Annotated in this window: 11 protein-coding genes and 1 riboswitch; of the genes, 5 read left to right on the forward strand and 6 right to left on the reverse strand. The window is 67.5% G+C overall.

The features are described 5' to 3' along the window. Window positions 1-32 precede the first annotated feature (32 nt). From ACTDI4_RS03805 to pta, 3 genes are all read left to right on the forward strand, one after another. Entirely contained in the window at window positions 33-1,433 is a 1,401-nt protein-coding gene (locus ACTDI4_RS03805) for an NAD(P)/FAD-dependent oxidoreductase (protein WP_442839889.1), read from the forward strand. 46 nt (window positions 1,434-1,479) lie between these two features. Beyond that, window positions 1,480-3,249: a sulfoacetaldehyde acetyltransferase gene (xsc, locus tag ACTDI4_RS03810; protein WP_442839890.1), complete on the forward strand. Its 1,770-nt coding sequence runs from the start codon at window positions 1,480-1,482 to the stop codon at window positions 3,247-3,249. Between the two features lie 69 nt (window positions 3,250-3,318). Beyond that, window positions 3,319-4,332, forward strand: a complete 1,014-nt coding sequence (gene pta / locus ACTDI4_RS03815; protein WP_442839891.1) for a phosphate acetyltransferase — start codon at window positions 3,319-3,321, stop codon at window positions 4,330-4,332. Window positions 4,333-4,341: 9 nt separating this feature from the next. On the opposite strand, the gene ACTDI4_RS03820 is transcribed toward pta, so the two are convergent. From ACTDI4_RS03820 to ACTDI4_RS03835, 4 genes are read right to left on the reverse strand one after another with little or no spacing between them, the layout of a single operon-like run. Next, window positions 4,342-5,142, reverse strand: a complete 801-nt coding sequence (locus ACTDI4_RS03820) for an ABC transporter ATP-binding protein (protein WP_442839892.1) — start codon at window positions 5,140-5,142, stop codon at window positions 4,342-4,344. Then, window positions 5,139-6,140, reverse strand: a complete 1,002-nt coding sequence (locus ACTDI4_RS03825) for a FecCD family ABC transporter permease (protein WP_442839893.1) — start codon at window positions 6,138-6,140, stop codon at window positions 5,139-5,141. Before ACTDI4_RS03825 ends, ACTDI4_RS03820 begins: the two co-directional genes overlap by 4 nt. Next, a complete protein-coding gene (locus tag ACTDI4_RS03830) occupies window positions 6,137-7,000 on the reverse strand; it encodes an ABC transporter substrate-binding protein (RefSeq protein ID WP_442839894.1) in 864 nt (287 codons plus the stop codon). Before ACTDI4_RS03830 ends, ACTDI4_RS03825 begins: the two co-directional genes overlap by 4 nt. A gap of 42 nt (window positions 7,001-7,042) precedes the next feature. Next, complete coding sequence (locus tag ACTDI4_RS03835) at window positions 7,043-8,998, reverse strand: TonB-dependent receptor plug domain-containing protein (protein WP_442839895.1); 1,956 nt, start codon at window positions 8,996-8,998, stop codon at window positions 7,043-7,045. Window positions 8,999-9,137: 139 nt separating this feature from the next. Next, window positions 9,138-9,344, reverse strand: a riboswitch (cobalamin riboswitch). Window positions 9,345-9,475: 131 nt separating this feature from the next. Between ACTDI4_RS03835 and ACTDI4_RS03840 the strand changes: the two genes are divergently transcribed. Both ACTDI4_RS03840 and ACTDI4_RS03845 read left to right on the forward strand, forming a co-directional pair. Next, the gene (locus tag ACTDI4_RS03840) at window positions 9,476-11,815 is read left to right on the forward strand and encodes a Tex family protein (RefSeq protein WP_442839896.1); all 2,340 of its coding nucleotides are present in this window, start codon (window positions 9,476-9,478) and stop codon (window positions 11,813-11,815) included. A gap of 414 nt (window positions 11,816-12,229) precedes the next feature. Further along, a complete protein-coding gene (locus ACTDI4_RS03845; RefSeq protein ID WP_442839897.1) occupies window positions 12,230-13,156 on the forward strand; it encodes an IS110 family transposase in 927 nt (308 codons plus the stop codon). A 130-nt stretch (window positions 13,157-13,286) separates the two neighbouring features. Here ACTDI4_RS03845 and rpsA read toward each other — a convergent pair whose 3' ends face one another. Continuing rightward, window positions 13,287-14,987 (reverse strand): 30S ribosomal protein S1, encoded by a 1,701-nt coding sequence (gene rpsA / locus ACTDI4_RS03850; RefSeq protein WP_442839898.1) that lies wholly within the window; start codon window positions 14,985-14,987, stop codon window positions 13,287-13,289. A gap of 194 nt (window positions 14,988-15,181) precedes the next feature. After that, window positions 15,182-15,832 carry a (d)CMP kinase gene (gene cmk, locus ACTDI4_RS03855; RefSeq protein WP_442839899.1) on the reverse strand — a complete coding sequence of 217 codons (651 nt, stop codon included), beginning with the start codon at window positions 15,830-15,832 and terminating at the stop codon, window positions 15,182-15,184. Between the last annotated feature and the right edge of the window lie 143 nt (window positions 15,833-15,975).

Genomic DNA, 15,975 nt, shown 5'->3' on the forward strand with positions numbered 1-15,975 from the left:
AGCGACCGTCCGCACGGACGGAGGACACGAACATGGAACATCAGGCAATCGAACTGAACCGGGCTCGCAAGCCCTACGACCCGGCCTATGATCCGGTGGTGGCGCCCCATCCGGGTCACGGGCGCGACTACGCGCCCACCTACTGGATCGGCACCGCGGGCGAGCCGCCGGCGGACGACGGCCCGGTGACGGCCGACATGGACGCCGACGTCGTCGTCGTCGGCTCCGGCTATACGGGGCTCTCCTGCGCCATCCATCTGGCGCGAGAACACGGCATCAAGGCCGTGGTGCTGGAGGCCAACGGCGTTGCCTGGGGCTGCTCGACGCGCAATGGCGGCCAGGCGCAGATCTCGGCAGGCCGGCTCAAGCGCTCGCAATGGATCGAGCGCTGGGGCGTCAACGTCGCCAAAAAACTGCACAAGGAGATCGCCGAGGGCTTCGACCTGTTCCGGGCCCTCATCAAGGAGCCTGAGATCGACTGCTTGCCGCAGGACGGCGGCCACCTCTACATCGCCCATCGCGAGAAGATGATGCCGGCGCTGGAGAAGGAATCGAAACTCCTGAACGAGGTGTTCGGCTACCCGACCCGCATTCTCGGCCGCGAAGAGATCCATCGCGACTTCGTGCGCGACGAGGAGGCGAAGGGCGCGATGCTGGAGCCGGACGGCATGGGCATCCACGCCGCGCGGCTGGCGTTCGGCTATCTGAAGCTGGCGCGCAAGCTGGGCGCCAAGGTCCATACCGCCAGCCCCGTCGTCGGCTACAGCCAGCGCAACGGCGTCCATTACCTGGCGACGCCCGGCGGCACCGTTCGCGCCCGCAACGTGGCCTTTGCCACGGCCGGCTACACCTCGCCCGGCCTGCACCCGATGACCAAGCATCGGCTGATGCCGGTCCTGTCCAACTCCGTCGTCACCCGCCCGCTGAGCGACGGCGAGCTGGAAGCCCTGAACTTCAAGGCCAAGATACCGCTCACCGACACGCGCACGCTGCGCCACTACTACCGGCTGATGCCCGACAACCGTGTGCAGATCGGCTCCCGCAGCGCCATCACCGGTGCCGACGCGGACAACCGCAAGCACCTCGATCTGCTGCTGGCGGGCATGCACCGCAAGTTCCCGTCGCTGCGCGGCATCCAGATCGACTACTCCTGGTGGGGCTGGGTCGACGTCAGTCACGACATGATGCCGCGCATCTTCCGGCCCGATCCGGCGCAGTCGGTGTTCTACGCGATGGGCTATGGCGGCAACGGCGTCATGTATTCGGCCCAGGCCGGCCGGCGGCTGGCGCAACTGGTCGCCGGCAAGGGACAGGGGCTCGACCTGCCCATCTTCACCTCCGCCCTCCCGCATCACGGGCTGCTGACGCCGTTCCGGCGCATCGGCCAGCGGGCGATGTATCACTGGTACTACCTCAAGGACGAACTGATCTGACCGCCCCCCAAACGGCGCAACGACAAGAATGAAAGGAACCCCAAAAATGAAGATGACCACCGAAGAAGCCTTCGTGAAGGTTTTGCAGATGCACGGCATCGAGCATGCTTTCGGCATCATCGGCTCGGCGATGATGCCGGTGTCGGACCTGTTCCCGAAGGCCGGCATCAGCTTCTGGGATTGCGCGCACGAGACCAACGCCGGTCTGATCGCCGACGGTTATGCGCGGGCGACGGGCAAGATGTCGATGGCGATCGCCCAGAACGGGCCGGGCGTGACCGGCTTCGTCACCGCGGTCAAGACCGCCTACTGGAACCACACGCCGATGCTGCTGGTGACGCCGCAGGCCGCCAACAAGACCATGGGCCAGGGCGGTTTCCAGGAAGTGCCGCAGATGGCGCTGTTCGAGGACATGGTCTGCTATCAGGAGGAGGTGCGCGATCCGTCCCGCATTCCCGAGGTGCTGAACCGGGTGATCGAGAAGGCCTGGCGCGGCTGCGCGCCGGCGCAGATCAACGTGCCGCGCGACTTCTGGACCCAGGTCATCGACGTCGACCTGCCGCAGATCGTGCGGCTGGAGCGGCCGTCCGGCGGCAAGGAGGCGATCGCCGCCGCCGCCAGGCTGCTGTCGGAAGCGAAGTTCCCGGTCATCCTCAACGGCGCGGGCGTGGTGATCGGCGGCGCCATCCCTGAATCGGTTGCGCTGGCCGAGCGGCTCGACGCGCCGGTCTGTTGCGGCTACCAGCACAACGACGCCTTCCCCGGCACCCATCGCCTCGCCGTCGGCCCGCTCGGCTACAACGGCTCCAAGGCGGCCATGGAACTGATCGCCAAGGCCGACGTGGTGCTGGCGCTGGGCACCCGCCTCAACCCGTTCTCGACCCTGCCCGGCTATGGCATCGACTATTGGCCCAAGGAAGCGAAGATCATCCAGGTCGACATCAATGCCGACCGCATCGGCCTGACCAAGAAGATCTCGGTCGGCATCTGCGGCGACGCCAGGCAGGTGGCCCGCCAGATCCTGGAGCAGCTCGCCCCGGCGGCGGGCGATGCCGGGCGCGAGGAGCGCAAGGCGGCCATCCACCAGACCCGTTCGGCCTGGCTGCAACTCCTGTCCTCCATGGACCATGAGGAAGACGATCCGGGCACGAGCTGGAACGAGGAAGCACGCCAGCGCGACGCCGAACTGATGTCGCCGCGCCAGGCGTGGCGCGCCATCCAGGCCGGCCTGCCGGGCGATGCGATCATGTCCACCGACATCGGCAACAACTGCGCCATCGGCAACGCCTATCCGGCCTTCGAGCAGGGCCGCAAATATCTGGCGCCGGGCATGTTCGGCCCCTGCGGCTATGCCTTCCCCTCCATCATCGGCGCCAAGATCGGCTGTCCCGACGTGCCGGTGGTGGGCTTCTCCGGCGACGGCGCCTTCGGCATCTCCATGAACGAGATGACCTCGATCGGCCGCGAGGAATGGCCGGCCATCACCATGGTCGTGTTCCGCAACTACCAGTGGGGCGCCGAAAAGCGCAACACCACGCTCTGGTACGACAACAACTTCGTCGGCACCGAGCTGAACCGCGGCTTCAGCTACGCCAAGGTGGCGGAAGCCTGCGGCTTCAAGGGCGTGGTGGCCGACACGCCGGAAAAGGTGACGGCGGCGATCCGCACCGCCTGCGAGGAGCAGGCCAAGGGCGTGACCACCTTTGTCGAGATCGTGCTGAACCAGGAGCTCGGCGAGCCGTTCCGCCGCGACGCCATGAAGAAGCCGGTGCCGGTGGCCGGCATCGACAAGGCCGACATGCGCCCGCAGGCGTAACCACAGCGCGGCGGGGTGCGCAGCGCCCCGCCGTTCCTTCATTTTCAGGCAGTCTTCCGGGTCGAACATATGAAGCCGCTGGAGCGCATCATCGAGGCCGCCCGTTCCGGGCCCAGGCACATCGTCATGTCCGAGGGCGAGGACCCGCGCGTCGTCGAGGGCTCGCTCCGCGCCGCACGCGAGGGGCTGGCCCGCATCACGCTGGTCGGCAAGAAATCCGCGGTTGCCGCCAGGCTCGCCGAACAGGGCGCGGGCGACGGCGAGGTGGCCATCGCCGATCCGTCCTGCTCGCCGGTTGTCGCCGGCTATGCCGCCACCTACCATGAATTGCGCAAGGCCAAGGGTATCAGCGCCGTCGAGGCCCACCAGGCCGTCACCGCGCCGCTCGGCTTCGCCGCCATGATGGTGCGGCTGGGCCACGCCGACGGCACCGTGGGCGGCGCGGTCGCCACCACGGCCGACACCGTTCGCGCTGCACTCCAGATCATCGGCCGCGCGCCCGGCAGCCGGCTCGTCTCCTCCTTCTTCGTCATGATGCTGTGCCAGCCTTACCACCAGAAGAAAGGCGCCTTCGTCTTCGCCGACTGCGGCCTCGTGGTCGAGCCGGACGCCGCGGAACTGGCCGACATCGCGCTTGCTTCGGCCCGTTCCTACGAGGCGCTGACCGGCGCGCGCGCCAAGGTGGCCATGCTGTCCTTCTCCACGGGCGGCAGCGCCGCCCACGAGCGCGTCAGCAAGGTGGTCGAGGCCACGCGGCTGGCCCGGCAGGCCGCGCCCGACCTTCTGATCGACGGCGAGCTGCAGTTCGACGCCGCCTTCGTCGAAAGCGTCAACATCGCCAAGGCGCCGGGCTCGGCCACCGGCGGCGAGGCCAATGTCTTCGTGTTCCCGAACCTGGAGGCGGCCAATATCGGCTACAAGATTGCCCAGCGCATCGGCGGCGCCGAGGCCATCGGCCCGGTGCTGCAGGGGCTGGCCAGACCGGCCAACGACCTGTCGCGCGGGTGCAGCGCCGATGACGTCTATCACATGATCGCGCTGACGGTGGTGCAGGCGCAGGCACCGCAGCCGCCCTCGGCCTGAGCCTTCGCCTCAGGACGGGTCCTCGCGGCCCTTGCCTGGTTCGGCAAGGTCGAGCGGCTGCACCACGTTGCCGCCGGCGGCCGTGCCGAAGAAGGCGGTGACGCCGTAGATTTCGCGCACCCGCTGCGGCGTCAGCACCGTCCCGGGCGTACCGTCGGCCGCGATGCGGCCGCGGTCGAGCAGGATCAGGCGCGAGCACCAGCGCGCGGCAAGGCCGAGGTCGTGCAGCGAGGCGACGACGCTTCTTCCCTCGGACGCGAGTTCGGCAAACAGCCGCATCAGTGCGATCTGGTGGCCGGGGTCGAGGCCGGCGGCCGGCTCGTCGGCCAGAAGCAGCGGCGTGTCCTGCGCCAGGGCCCGCGCAATCAGTACACGCGCCTTCTCGCCGCCGGAAAGCTCGGTCGCCGGCCGTTGGCGAAAACCGTCCACCTCCATGCGCCGCATGGCCTGCTCGATCGCATCGCGGTCGGCGTCACGCAGCCCGGCAAAGGCCGGGCGGTGCGGCGCCCGCCCCAGCGCCACCACGGTCCCCACCGGCACGTCCCAGGCGATCTCGCGTTCCTGCGCCAGATAGGCGATATGGGCCGCGCGCTCGCGTGCGCTCATCCCGGCGGCGGCACGGCCGTCCATGGTGATTTCGCCCTGCGCGGGAAGCAGCCCGAGCACGGCGCGCAGCAGCGTCGATTTGCCGGCGCCGTTCGGCCCGATCAGGCCGACGAACTCGCCCCTGCCGACGGTGAAGGAAACGCCGTCGAGGGCTTGAACGGCACCCAGCCGCACCTTCAGGTCGCGCACCGCAAGCAGGCTCATGCCAGCCTCCGGCGCGTGCGGTAGACCAGCCACAGGAAGAAGGGTGCGCCGACCAGCGCCGTCAGTACGCCGAGCTTCACGTCGCGTTCCGGGGCAATGATGCGCACGGCGATGTCGGCGGCCAGCACCACGCAGGCGCCGCCGAGCGCGCTGGCCGGCAGCAGGCGCGAGGGCCGCGCGCCCACCAGCGGGCGCAGCACATGCGGCACCACCAGCCCGACGAAGCCAATGGCGCCGGCCACGGCCGTGGCCGCCCCCACCGAGGCGGCGGTGCCGAACACGGCCAGGAACTGCACCCGGCGCAGGTCGACGCCCATGCTGGCGGCGGTTTCGTTGCCCAGGGTCAGCGCATCGAGCGCGCGGCCGAGCAGGGCCAGCATCACCCAGCCCGCGATCATGAACGGTCCAGCCAGCCACACATGCAGCATGGACCGGTCGGTCAGCGAGCCGAGCATCCAGAATATGATCTCCATGGCGGCGAAGGGATTGGACGACAGGTTGAGTGCCAGCGAGGTCATGGCTCCGGCGAAGCTCGACACGGCCACCCCCGCCAGGATGATGCTGAGCGTGCCGCCGCGCAGGCCGGCCAGCGCCTGCACCACCACGACGGCGACGACGGCGGCGGCAAGGGCCGCCAGCGGCAGCGCCAGCGCGAACAGCGCCGTGAGGCCGGAATAGATGGCCAGCACCGCGCCCAGCGAGGCTGCGGCGCTGATGCCGATCAGCCCCGGTTCGGCCAGCGGGTTGCGCAGGTAGCCCTGCAGGGCCGCGCCAGACAGGCCGAGCGTAGCGCCGATCATCAGCCCCAGCAGCGCGCGCGGCAGCCGCACCTCCTTCATGATCAGGGCGATCGCGTCGCGCTGGTCGGAAAACAGTGCCCGGATGCTGTCGGAGAAGGCAATCGCCGCCGGGCCGACGCTCAGCGACAGCAGGAACAGCAGGGCGGTGAGCCCGCCGAGGCCGCAAAGCAGCAGCCGGTATCGCGTCGTGCCGCTCATCGGCGCTCCGGTATCCTCGACGCAGCCGCCTGCAGCATGCGGGCCGCCTCCACGGTGAAGGGGCCGCCACAGATCGTCAGCCTGGCGGGCAGGGGCACGGAGACGGCGTCGCGGACCACTTCGCGGAAGGCCGGATGCACGAAATTGTCCTGTGCGACCGAAGGGGCGGCATAATGCGGGTTCTCGCCCGCCACCATGTCCGGCCGCGACAGGATCAGCAGTTCCAGCGGCAGCTTGGCCATGCCGGTCAGACCCAGGCGGCCGGCGATGTTGGTGAGCCCGGCGGCTCCGATGATGGCGTCCACCAGCGTTCCCGTGCCGGAGGTGTAGCTGTTCGGCTCCCAGGCCGCGACCGTGACGTCCGGCCGCGGATTGGCTTGCAGGGCGACGAGATCGCGATCCATCCGGGCGACGATCCCGTCCGCGCGCGCCTTTTGGCCAAGAAGTTCGCCCATGCGCCGAAAGCCGGCGCGGATGTCGTCGAAGGAGTTTTCGGGCGCGAACTCCTCCACGCGGATGCCGAGCCGGCGCAACAGGTCGACGGTGGCGCGGGTGGTGTAGGTGCCGGCCAGCACCAGGTCGGGCCGCATCAGGAACACCTCCTCGGCCAGGCCGTGGTTGATGGCGTATTTCCCGGCTTCGCCGACGAGGACGGAAGAGTGCGGATCGACGGCCAGGTCGGAGACCGAATAGAGCTGGCCCTCGCCGGCCACCAGCATGGCCATCTGGTCGGTGCACAAGTTGAGCGAGACGACGCGCCGCGGCGGCTCGCCGGCAAAGGCAGGCGCGCCGCACAGCGCCGCCCCCGCCGCCAATGCGATGGCGGCGCAGGCGTTGAGCATCTGTCGTGCCTGCCTCATGCGGTTCCTTCGCGGCCGGCGCGGCCCTGGACCGGCCCGGGATCAGAAGGCGCGGGTGAAGCTGAGATCCAGCGTGCGCCCCGGCGCCCGGTAGCCTGCCTTGGTTTCATATTGCTCGTTGAAGACGTTCTCCACCGAGAATTTGAACTGCGAGCGGCTGTCCAGCGCATAAAGGGCGGTGAAGTCGGCCGTCACATAGCCGGGCAGCTTGGTCGTGTTGGCCTCGTCCGTGTATCGGGCCGCGCCATAGAGCACCCGGCCGATCAACTGAAGCTGCTCGGTGGGGCTGTAGGCCAGCTCGGCGGTGGCCTTGAAGCGGTCGGCATAGATGACGTAGCGGCCGTGCAGACCCTCCGAGCGATTCAGTGGCTCGCGCACGTCTACCGTCGCCTTGGCGCTCCATTCCTCGCTGAAGCGATGCGAAAGTGCCGCCTCGAAGCCGGTGATCCGCACCTTCTGGACGTTGTCCGGATGCCAGGGCCCGAAGAAGTCGTTCGGGTCCATCGGCGCCCAGGTGATCTGGTCGCTGATGTCGTTGCGGTAGAGCGCCAGGTCCAGGCTGGTGGCGGCGGTCGGCTGCCAGGTCAGCCCGATCTCGTAGGAGCGCGACTTTTCCGGCTTGAGGTCGGGATTTCCGGGTGTGAACGGGTCGGGATAGTAGAGGTCGTTGAAGGTCGGCGCCCGGAAGCCGGTTCCCAGCGAGGCGCGCGCCACCAGCCCGTCGGTCAGCTCGTAGCTGGTGCCGAGATTGTAGGTGGTGGCTCCGCCGAACTGGCCGTCATGGTCGTAGCGCAGGCCCGAATCGACGGTGAGCGCCTCGTATTCGAAGGAATATTGCCCGAACACGGCCGTCTGGTCGCGGCTCGTGTGGTCGTAGGGCACGTCGAAGATGGAGCTGCCGGCGACCGATTCGCGATAAGCTTCAACGCCGCCCAGCAGCACGTGCCGGGCCGTGTCGGTCTCGAAGCTCTTCTGCGTCGTGGCCAGCACGCCGTAGCGGGTCGTGTCGAAATCGTCGCCCTTGACGTCGCCACGGAAATTGGCGGCATTGTCGAGCGCCGTCGAGAATTCGAGGGTGGACGACCAGTCCTCGGAGTGGTCGATGCGGGCGCCCAGGCGGCCGGAGAAATTGTCCGTGTCGGCTTCGTTGGCCGAAGGCGGCGCGCTGTCGTAGGACACGCGGCCGCGCGCATAGAGGCCGTCGGCGTAGACGCGGCCCCAGTCGAGGTCCTTCGACAGCGCGAAATTGGCCGAGCCGCGCACGAAGCCGTTGGGGCCGGGCTCGTGGCCCCAGGCGCTCGGCAGGGTGAAGTCGTAGCCGCGCGTGCCGAGGACCTGGCCGCCGAGCGCATAATTGACGCCGCTTTGGCTCTGCCCCTGCACGCCGGCGGAGGCATATCCGCCCCACGGGTGGGTGACCCCGACGGTGACGGAGCCGCAGGCGCTGCTGCCGTCGGCGCAGAGGCCGCCCTGTTTGGTGATGATGTTGATGATGCCGCCGATGGCGTCCGCGCCGTACTGGGCCGAATGCGCCCCCTTGGCGATCTCGATACGTTCGATGGAGGCAAGCGGGATGCTGGACAGGTTCACCGTTCCCGTGGTGGCCGAGCCTGCGCGCACGCCGTTGACCAGCACCAGCGTCTGGGCGGGCGTGGTGCCGCGCAGGGAAACGCTGGAATCCGCGCCCAGGCCGCCATTGGCGGTCGCCGTGATGCCGGGAACCGTCTTGAGCAGCGACGGAAGGTCGAGCGCGGCCGACTGCGCGATGTCTTCCGCGCCGATCACCGTCACCGACGAGGTCGAGCGCTCCAGCGAGCTTTCGCGCCGCAGCGGCGTCGTGATCAGGATCCGGTCGAGCTTCGTCGCGCCGCTGTCGGCCTCTTGCGCGCCGGCATGGCCCGTCAGCGCCAGTGCGGCGACACCGGCCAGCAAAATGGTCTTCTTCAAATCCGCCCCCAAAAAGGATCGGCGGCGAAAATGCTTCGCCCCGAGGTTCATGACGAACCGCAGCGGGTCTGGTCTGCAGGACGGATCGCGGACAGGCTTGTCGCATCCACCCCCGGCCGTTTCCAGCATGCGGCAACACTTCAGTGTCACCGCCACGGACGACCGCGCCGAACCACACCCCGTGGCCAGGCTTGGGTGACTGGAAAAGGCAGGTCTCCTGACTTCCGTGTCTCGGCCTTCCTCCGCCTTCCCGGCCGCGCGTGGCAGACAGTGGCGTGCTGGAAAAAGGCTCAACGGTTACAGTTGCGGGGGCAGTCTCGGTTTTGGCCGGTTTCCCGACCGCACCGCGTTCCCTTTTCATCCGCCTTGCGGCGGAACCAATTCCGCGCGCAGGCTAGCCAGCCATACCGGTTTCGTCAATCTGCTCCGGCCCGTCGCGCGCTCGTGCCGCACTGTGGAAAACCGGCGCTGGCCGCCGTCCGGCAATGGTTCTATGGTCGCTGCCCGTTCCATGATTCCGGGATTTCCATGGCCACCGACACCAAACGCCTCGCCGCAATCATCGCCGCCGAGATCAACGCCCGGCCGGAGCAGGCCGCTGCGGCCATCTCGCTGCTGGACGAGGGCGCCACGGTGCCCTTCGTCGCGCGCTACCGCAAGGAGGTCACCGGCGGGCTGGACGACACCCAGCTTCGCCTGCTCGACGAGCGGCTCGTCTACCTGCGCGAGATGGATGCGCGGCGCGAGACCATCCTTTCCTCCATCCGCGAGCAGGGCAAGCTGACGGCTGAGCTGGAAGGCAAGATCGCAGGGGCTGCCACCAAGGCCGAACTGGAGGACATCTACCTGCCCTATAAGCCCAAGCGCCGCACCAAGGCGCAGATCGCGCGCGAGCGTGGGCTGGGGCCGCTGGCGGAGGCCATATTGGCCGATCGCGCCGCCGTGCCGGCCGAACTGGCAGCCGCCTATCTCGGCGAAGAGGTGCCGGACATCAAAGCGGCACTGGAAGGCGCGCGCGACATTCTGGCCGAGCTTTTTGCCGAGAACGCCGATCTTGTCGGCAGGTTGCGCACCTACATGAAGGATCGCGCCTTCCTCCGGTCCCGGGTCGTCGACGGCAAGCAGGAAGCCGGAGCAAAATTCTCCGACTATTTCGACCATGTCGAGCGCTGGGCCGGCGTGCCGAGCCACCGGGCGCTGGCCATGCTGCGCGGCCGCAACGAGGAGGTGCTGGCCCTCGACATCGAGCTGGACGCCGACGATACCTCGCCGGTCAAACCGGCCGAGCGCATGGTGGCGGACGCCTACGGTATCGGCCGCCAGCTTGCGGGCGACCAATGGCTGGCCGAGGTCGCCGGCTGGACATGGCGCGTCAAGCTCAACCTGCACCTCACGCTCGATTTGATGCGCGACCTGCGCGAGCGCGCCGAGGAAGAGGCGATCCACGTCTTCGCCCGTAACCTGAAGGACCTGCTCCTGGCAGCTCCGGCCGGCTCGCGGCCCACCATGGGGCTCGATCCGGGCATCCGCACCGGCGTCAAGGTGGCGGTGGTGGACGGCACCGGCAAGCTGGTGGACACGACGACCGTCTACCCGTTCCCGCCGAAGAACGATTTGCGCGGCACGCAGGCCATGCTTGCGGCATTGATCCGCAAGCATGGCGTCGAACTGGTCGCCATCGGCAACGGCACCGGCAGCCGCGAGACCGAGAAGCTGGTGGCCGAGATGCTTGGCGACATGCCATCGGGTGTGTCCGGGCCCAAGCCGCTCAAGGTGATCGTCTCGGAAGCCGGCGCTTCGGTCTATTCGGCGTCGGAGACGGCGGCGGCCGAATTCCCCGACCTCGACGTGTCGCTGCGCGGCGCCGTCTCCATCGCAAGACGCCTGCAGGACCCGCTGGCCGAACTGGTCAAGATCGAGCCGAAGTCCATCGGCGTCGGCCAGTACCAGCATGACGTCGACCAGTTCCGGCTGGCGCGCGCGCTCGACGCCGTGGTGGAGGATGCGGTGAACGCCGTCGGCGTCGACCTCAACACCGCGTCCGCCTCGCTGCTGGCGCGCGTCTCCGGCCTCGGCGCCTCGCTCGCCGAGGCCATCGTCGCCCACCGCAACGCCAACGGCCCCTTCGCCAGCCGGCGCGGCCTGATGGATGTGGCGCGGCTCGGCCAGCGCACCTTCGAGCAATGCGCCGGCTTCCTGCGCATTCCCAACGGCGCCGAGCCGCTCGATGCCTCCTCCGTGCACCCGGAAGCCTATGGCGTGGCCAAGAAGATCGTCGCCGCCTGCGGGCGCGACGTGCGCGCGCTGATGGGCGACAGCGCGGCCCTCAAGGCGCTCGACCCGCGCGTCTTCGTCGACGAGCGCTTCGGCCTGCCGACGGTGCGCGACATCATCGCCGAACTGGAAAAACCCGGACGCGATCCTCGTCCCGGCTTCCGCACCGCGACCTTTGCCGAGGGCGTGGACGACATCAAGGACCTGAAGCCCGGCATGCTGCTGGAAGGCACCGTCACCAATGTCGCGGCCTTCGGAGCCTTCGTCGACATCGGCGTGCACCAGGACGGGCTGGTGCATGTTTCCCAACTCGCCGACCGTTTCGTCAAGGACGCCCATGAGGTGGTCAAGGCCGGCGACGTGGTGAAGGTGCGCGTGGTCGAGGTCGACATCAAGCGCAAGCGCATCGGCCTCACCATGCGCAAGGACGGGGGCGCGGACAGGCAGCCGCAGGGGCGAAACAGCAATGCCAGGCCACAGCAGCACGCCTCTGCCCAGCGTCAGCCGCCGCGCGCCGGTGCGGCGGGCGGGCAGGGCGGCAAGTCCCAGGGCGCGCTGGGGGCGGCGCTCGCCGAGGCCTTGAAGCGCCGTTAGACCATGATGCCGAAAAGCGTGAAGCGGTTTTCGGACGACATCATGGTCTATCTGATTGATTTTGCCGCATGTGTGCGACGCAGGTGATTCCGCTTGGCAGCAACATGCTCTGGAGCGCTTCCGCTTTTCTCCGAATCGCGGAAACGCTCTAACCCTTTGTTTTGACGCAATTCCGGACGGAAAACCGGTTCCCACTTTTCCTGGAATTGCTTGTCTTATGACTTTTGCTGCCGAACGGGCGAAGAAGGGACCGCCGGGAGGGGTAGCAGCCCCTCGTCGGCGGCGAGGGTCGGATCGTTGAAATGCTGACCGTTGACGGGTCGAGCTAGAGTGTGATCGCCCTCGTCTTTCTCTTGAGGCCTGAACGGATACCCGCAGTTCGGCTGCGGACGACAAGCACAGGACAAGCGAAAGATGATGAACGATACCATCGGCGTCGACATCTCGAAAAACCATCTCGACGCCCACCGCATGAGCGATGGCAAAAGCCGCCGCTTTGGCAACGACAAGGCCGGCCATAGAGCATTCCTGGCGTGGCTGGCACAGCCTGACACCCGCATCGTCTACGAACCGACCGGTCCTTATCACCGAGCCTTCGAGCGGAGGCTGGCGGATGGCGGCTTCGCCCTTGTCAAGGTCAATCCGCGTCAGGCAAGGCGCTTCGCCGAGGCCACCGGCCGGCTTGCCAAGACCGACCGGCTCGACGCCGCCATGCTGGCGCGCATGGGGATGTTGCTCGACCTCGAGGCCCGACCGACGCGCGGCCCGCTCCTTAATGATCTCAAGGATCTCTCCATGGCCCGCGAGGCGCTGGTGAAAAACCGCACGGCGGCGAAGAACAGAGCAAAGAACCTGACCTTACCCATCCTCAAGCGTCACAATGGCGAGCAACTCAGGCAGATCGAGCGCCAGCTCGCCGCGATCGAAGTCGAGATCATGAAGCTCATCAAGGCCGATCCTGACCTAGCCAACCGCTTCGACATCCTTGTATCGATCCCCGGCGTCTCGGCCATCACCGCCTTCGCGCTGATCATCGACATGCCCGAACTCGGCACCCTCGAAAACACCCAGGCTGCATCGCTCGCTGGCCTCGCCCCGGTCGCACGCCAGTCTGGAAAATGGACAGGCCGCGCCTTCATCAGAGGCGGTCGGGCCAACGTTCGCCAGGCCCTCTACATGCCGGCCCTCGTCGCCACGCGCTTCAATCCAGACCTCAAGGCAAACTACGATGGGCTCAAGGCCGCCGGCAAAGCCTCCAAGGTCGCCATCACCGCCATCATGCGAAAGCTGATCGTCCTCGCAAACGCACTGCTCAGGGACCACCGCAAATGGGCCCCATAACTTCCTTGACCAAAACGGATACTCTAGCGCCGAATTCGTCGGCTAGGGACAAAAAACCCGCCGGATCGCTCCGGCGGGTTTTTTTCGACTTGGTGTCGCGCCGTTGAGAACGGCGCGTACGGGAGCGGGCTTAGTTGCCGCCCTGCTTCTTGAGCGCGGCGCCCAGAATGTCGCCGAGCGAAGCGCCGGAGTCGGTCGAGCCGTACTGGGCCACCGCTTCCTTCTCTTCGGCGATTTCCAGCGCCTTGATCGAGACCTGCAGCTTGCGGGTCTTCTTGTCGTAGGCGATGACGCGCGCATCGACCTTCTGGCCGACGGTGAAGCGCTCGGGGCGCTGCTCGTCGCGGTCGCGCGACAGGTCGGAGCGCTTGATGAAGGTCTCCAGCCCGCTCTCGACCAGCCGCACCTCGATGCCGCCGTCCTTGATGCCGGTCACTTCGCAGGTCACGACGGCGTTCTTGCGCAGCTCGCCGGAAGCGGCGGCGTCGCCGGCCGCATCACGCTCGAGCTGCTTGATGCCGAGCGAGATGCGCTCCTTGTCGATGTCGACGTCGAGCACCTGGGCCCGGACCATCTGGCCGCGCTGATACTCCTCGATGACCTGCTCGCCCGGACGGTTCCAGTCGAGGTCGGACAGGTGCACCATGCCGTCCACGTCGCCGTCCAGGCCGATGAACAGGCCGAACTCGGTCTTGTTCTTGACCTCGCCCTCGACGGTCGAGCCCACCGGATGGTTGCGGGCGAAAGCCTCCCACGGATTCTCCAGCGTCTGCTTGAGGCCCAGCGAGATGCGGCGCTTGGCCGGATCGACCTCGAGCACCACGACGTCGACTTCCTGCGTCGTCGACAGGATCTTGCCGGGGTGCACGTTCTTCTTCGTCCACGACATTTCTGAAACGTGGATCAGGCCCTCAATGCCCGGCTCCAGCTCCACGAAGGCGCCGTAGTCGGTGATGTTGGTGACCGTGCCGCGGATCTTCTTGCCGATCGGGAACTTGGTGCCGATGTCGGACCACGGATCGCTCTCGAGCTGCTTCATGCCGAGCGAGATGCGGTGCGTCTCCTGGTTGATGCGGATGATCTGCACCTTGACCGTCTGGCCGATGGACAGGATCTCGGTCGGATGGTTGACGCGGCGCCATGCCATGTCGGTGACATGCAGCAGGCCGTCGATGCCGCCGAGGTCGACGAACGCACCGTAGTCGGTGATGTTCTTGACCACGCCCTCGACCACCTGGCCCTCTTCGAGGTTCTGCACGATTTCCGAACGCTGCTCGGCGCGCGACTCTTCCAGAACCGTGCGGCGCGAAACGACGATGTTGCCGCGGCGGCGATCCATCTTGAGGATCTCGAAGGGCTGTGGGTTGTGCATGAGCGGGGTGACGTCGCGGATCGGGCGGATGTCGACCTGCGAACGCGGCAGGAAGGCCACGGCGCCGTCCAGGTCGACGGTGAAGCCGCCCTTGACCTGGTTGAAGATGACGCCTTCGACGCGCTCGCCCTTGCTGAACTTCTCTTCGAGCTTGACCCAGCTCTCCTCGCGGCGGGCCTTGTCGCGCGACAGCATCGCCTCGCCCAGCGCATTCTCGATGCGCTCGACATAGACTTCCACCGTGTCGCCGACCTTGAGGCTGCCTTCCTTGCCCTTGGCGCCGAATTCCTTCAGCGGCACGCGGCCTTCGACCTTCAGGCCGACGTCGATGATGGCCATGTCCTTCTCGATGGCGGTGACGATACCGCGCACGACCTGGCCTTCGCCGGAATGCCCGGCGGAAAATGATTCTTCGAGCAAGCTCGCGAAATCATCGCGAGTAGGGTTCGCTACTGACATATGGTCTCCTGAAATGCCCCGTCCGGGGCAGGCGCCGTGGTTAGCGTTGCGTTGGCCTGCCGGCGTTCCGAACCCTGGGGTTCTGGCCGCCCGTGGCGGCAAATGCGGCGCTATGCAAGAATGCTGGCAGGCTGGTTCCGGTCCGATGTGGCTATCCTACCTCATTTCCTCAAGGGAAAGGGAAGAAAAACCGATCAGATCGCATCTCTCTTGGCCATGGCATCGTCCACGATGGCGCGGGCCGCCAGAAACGCGGCCTCTATAGACATTTCCGACGTGTCGAGCAAGTGCGCGTCGGCGGCCGGCTTCAGCGGCGAGTCGGCACGGCCCATGTCGCGCTCGTCGCGGCGCAGGATGTCGGCCAGAATGGTGGCGAAGTCGCCGGTGCCGTCCTTGGCCTCGATCTCCGCCAGCCGGCGCCTGGCGCGCACTTCGGCGCTTGCCGTCACATAGAGCTTCACCGCGGCGTCGGGGCAGACCACCGTGCCGATGTCGCGGCCGTCCAGCACGGCGCCGCCGGGCTGGCGCGCGAAGGCGCGCTGCTTGTCGACCAGGACCTTGCGCACCTCGGCGATGACGGCGACTTTGGACGCCGCTTCCCCCACGGCATGGGCCGAAAGCGTCGCCTTGTCGAGGCGGCCGAGATCGACCATCTGTGCCGCTTCCACCGCGTGCGGCGCATCTCCGAGCGGCCAGCCCTTGGCCAGCAGCATCTGCGCCACGGCGCGATAGGTCAGCCCCGTGTCGAGATGCGGCAGGTGGTAGTAGTCGGCCAGCCGGCGCGCCAGCGTGCCCTTGCCCGCACCGGCCGGGCCGTCGATGGCGATGGTGAGGGTGGACGGCATGACCAGTCTTCTCCGAAAGCGGCAGTGCTGCTTGTCGCCTGCGCTGCCTCTGCTGCTCTAGCCCGTTGCGCCGCGTACCGCAAACGCGCCGGGTCCGGACGGTGCGCCGGATCGCATCGGCGGCAACAGCAACAGGAAAGCGG

It is taken from the genome of Mesorhizobium sp. PUT5 (genome assembly GCF_052216645.1).
Classification (GTDB): domain Bacteria; phylum Pseudomonadota; class Alphaproteobacteria; order Rhizobiales; family Rhizobiaceae; genus Mesorhizobium.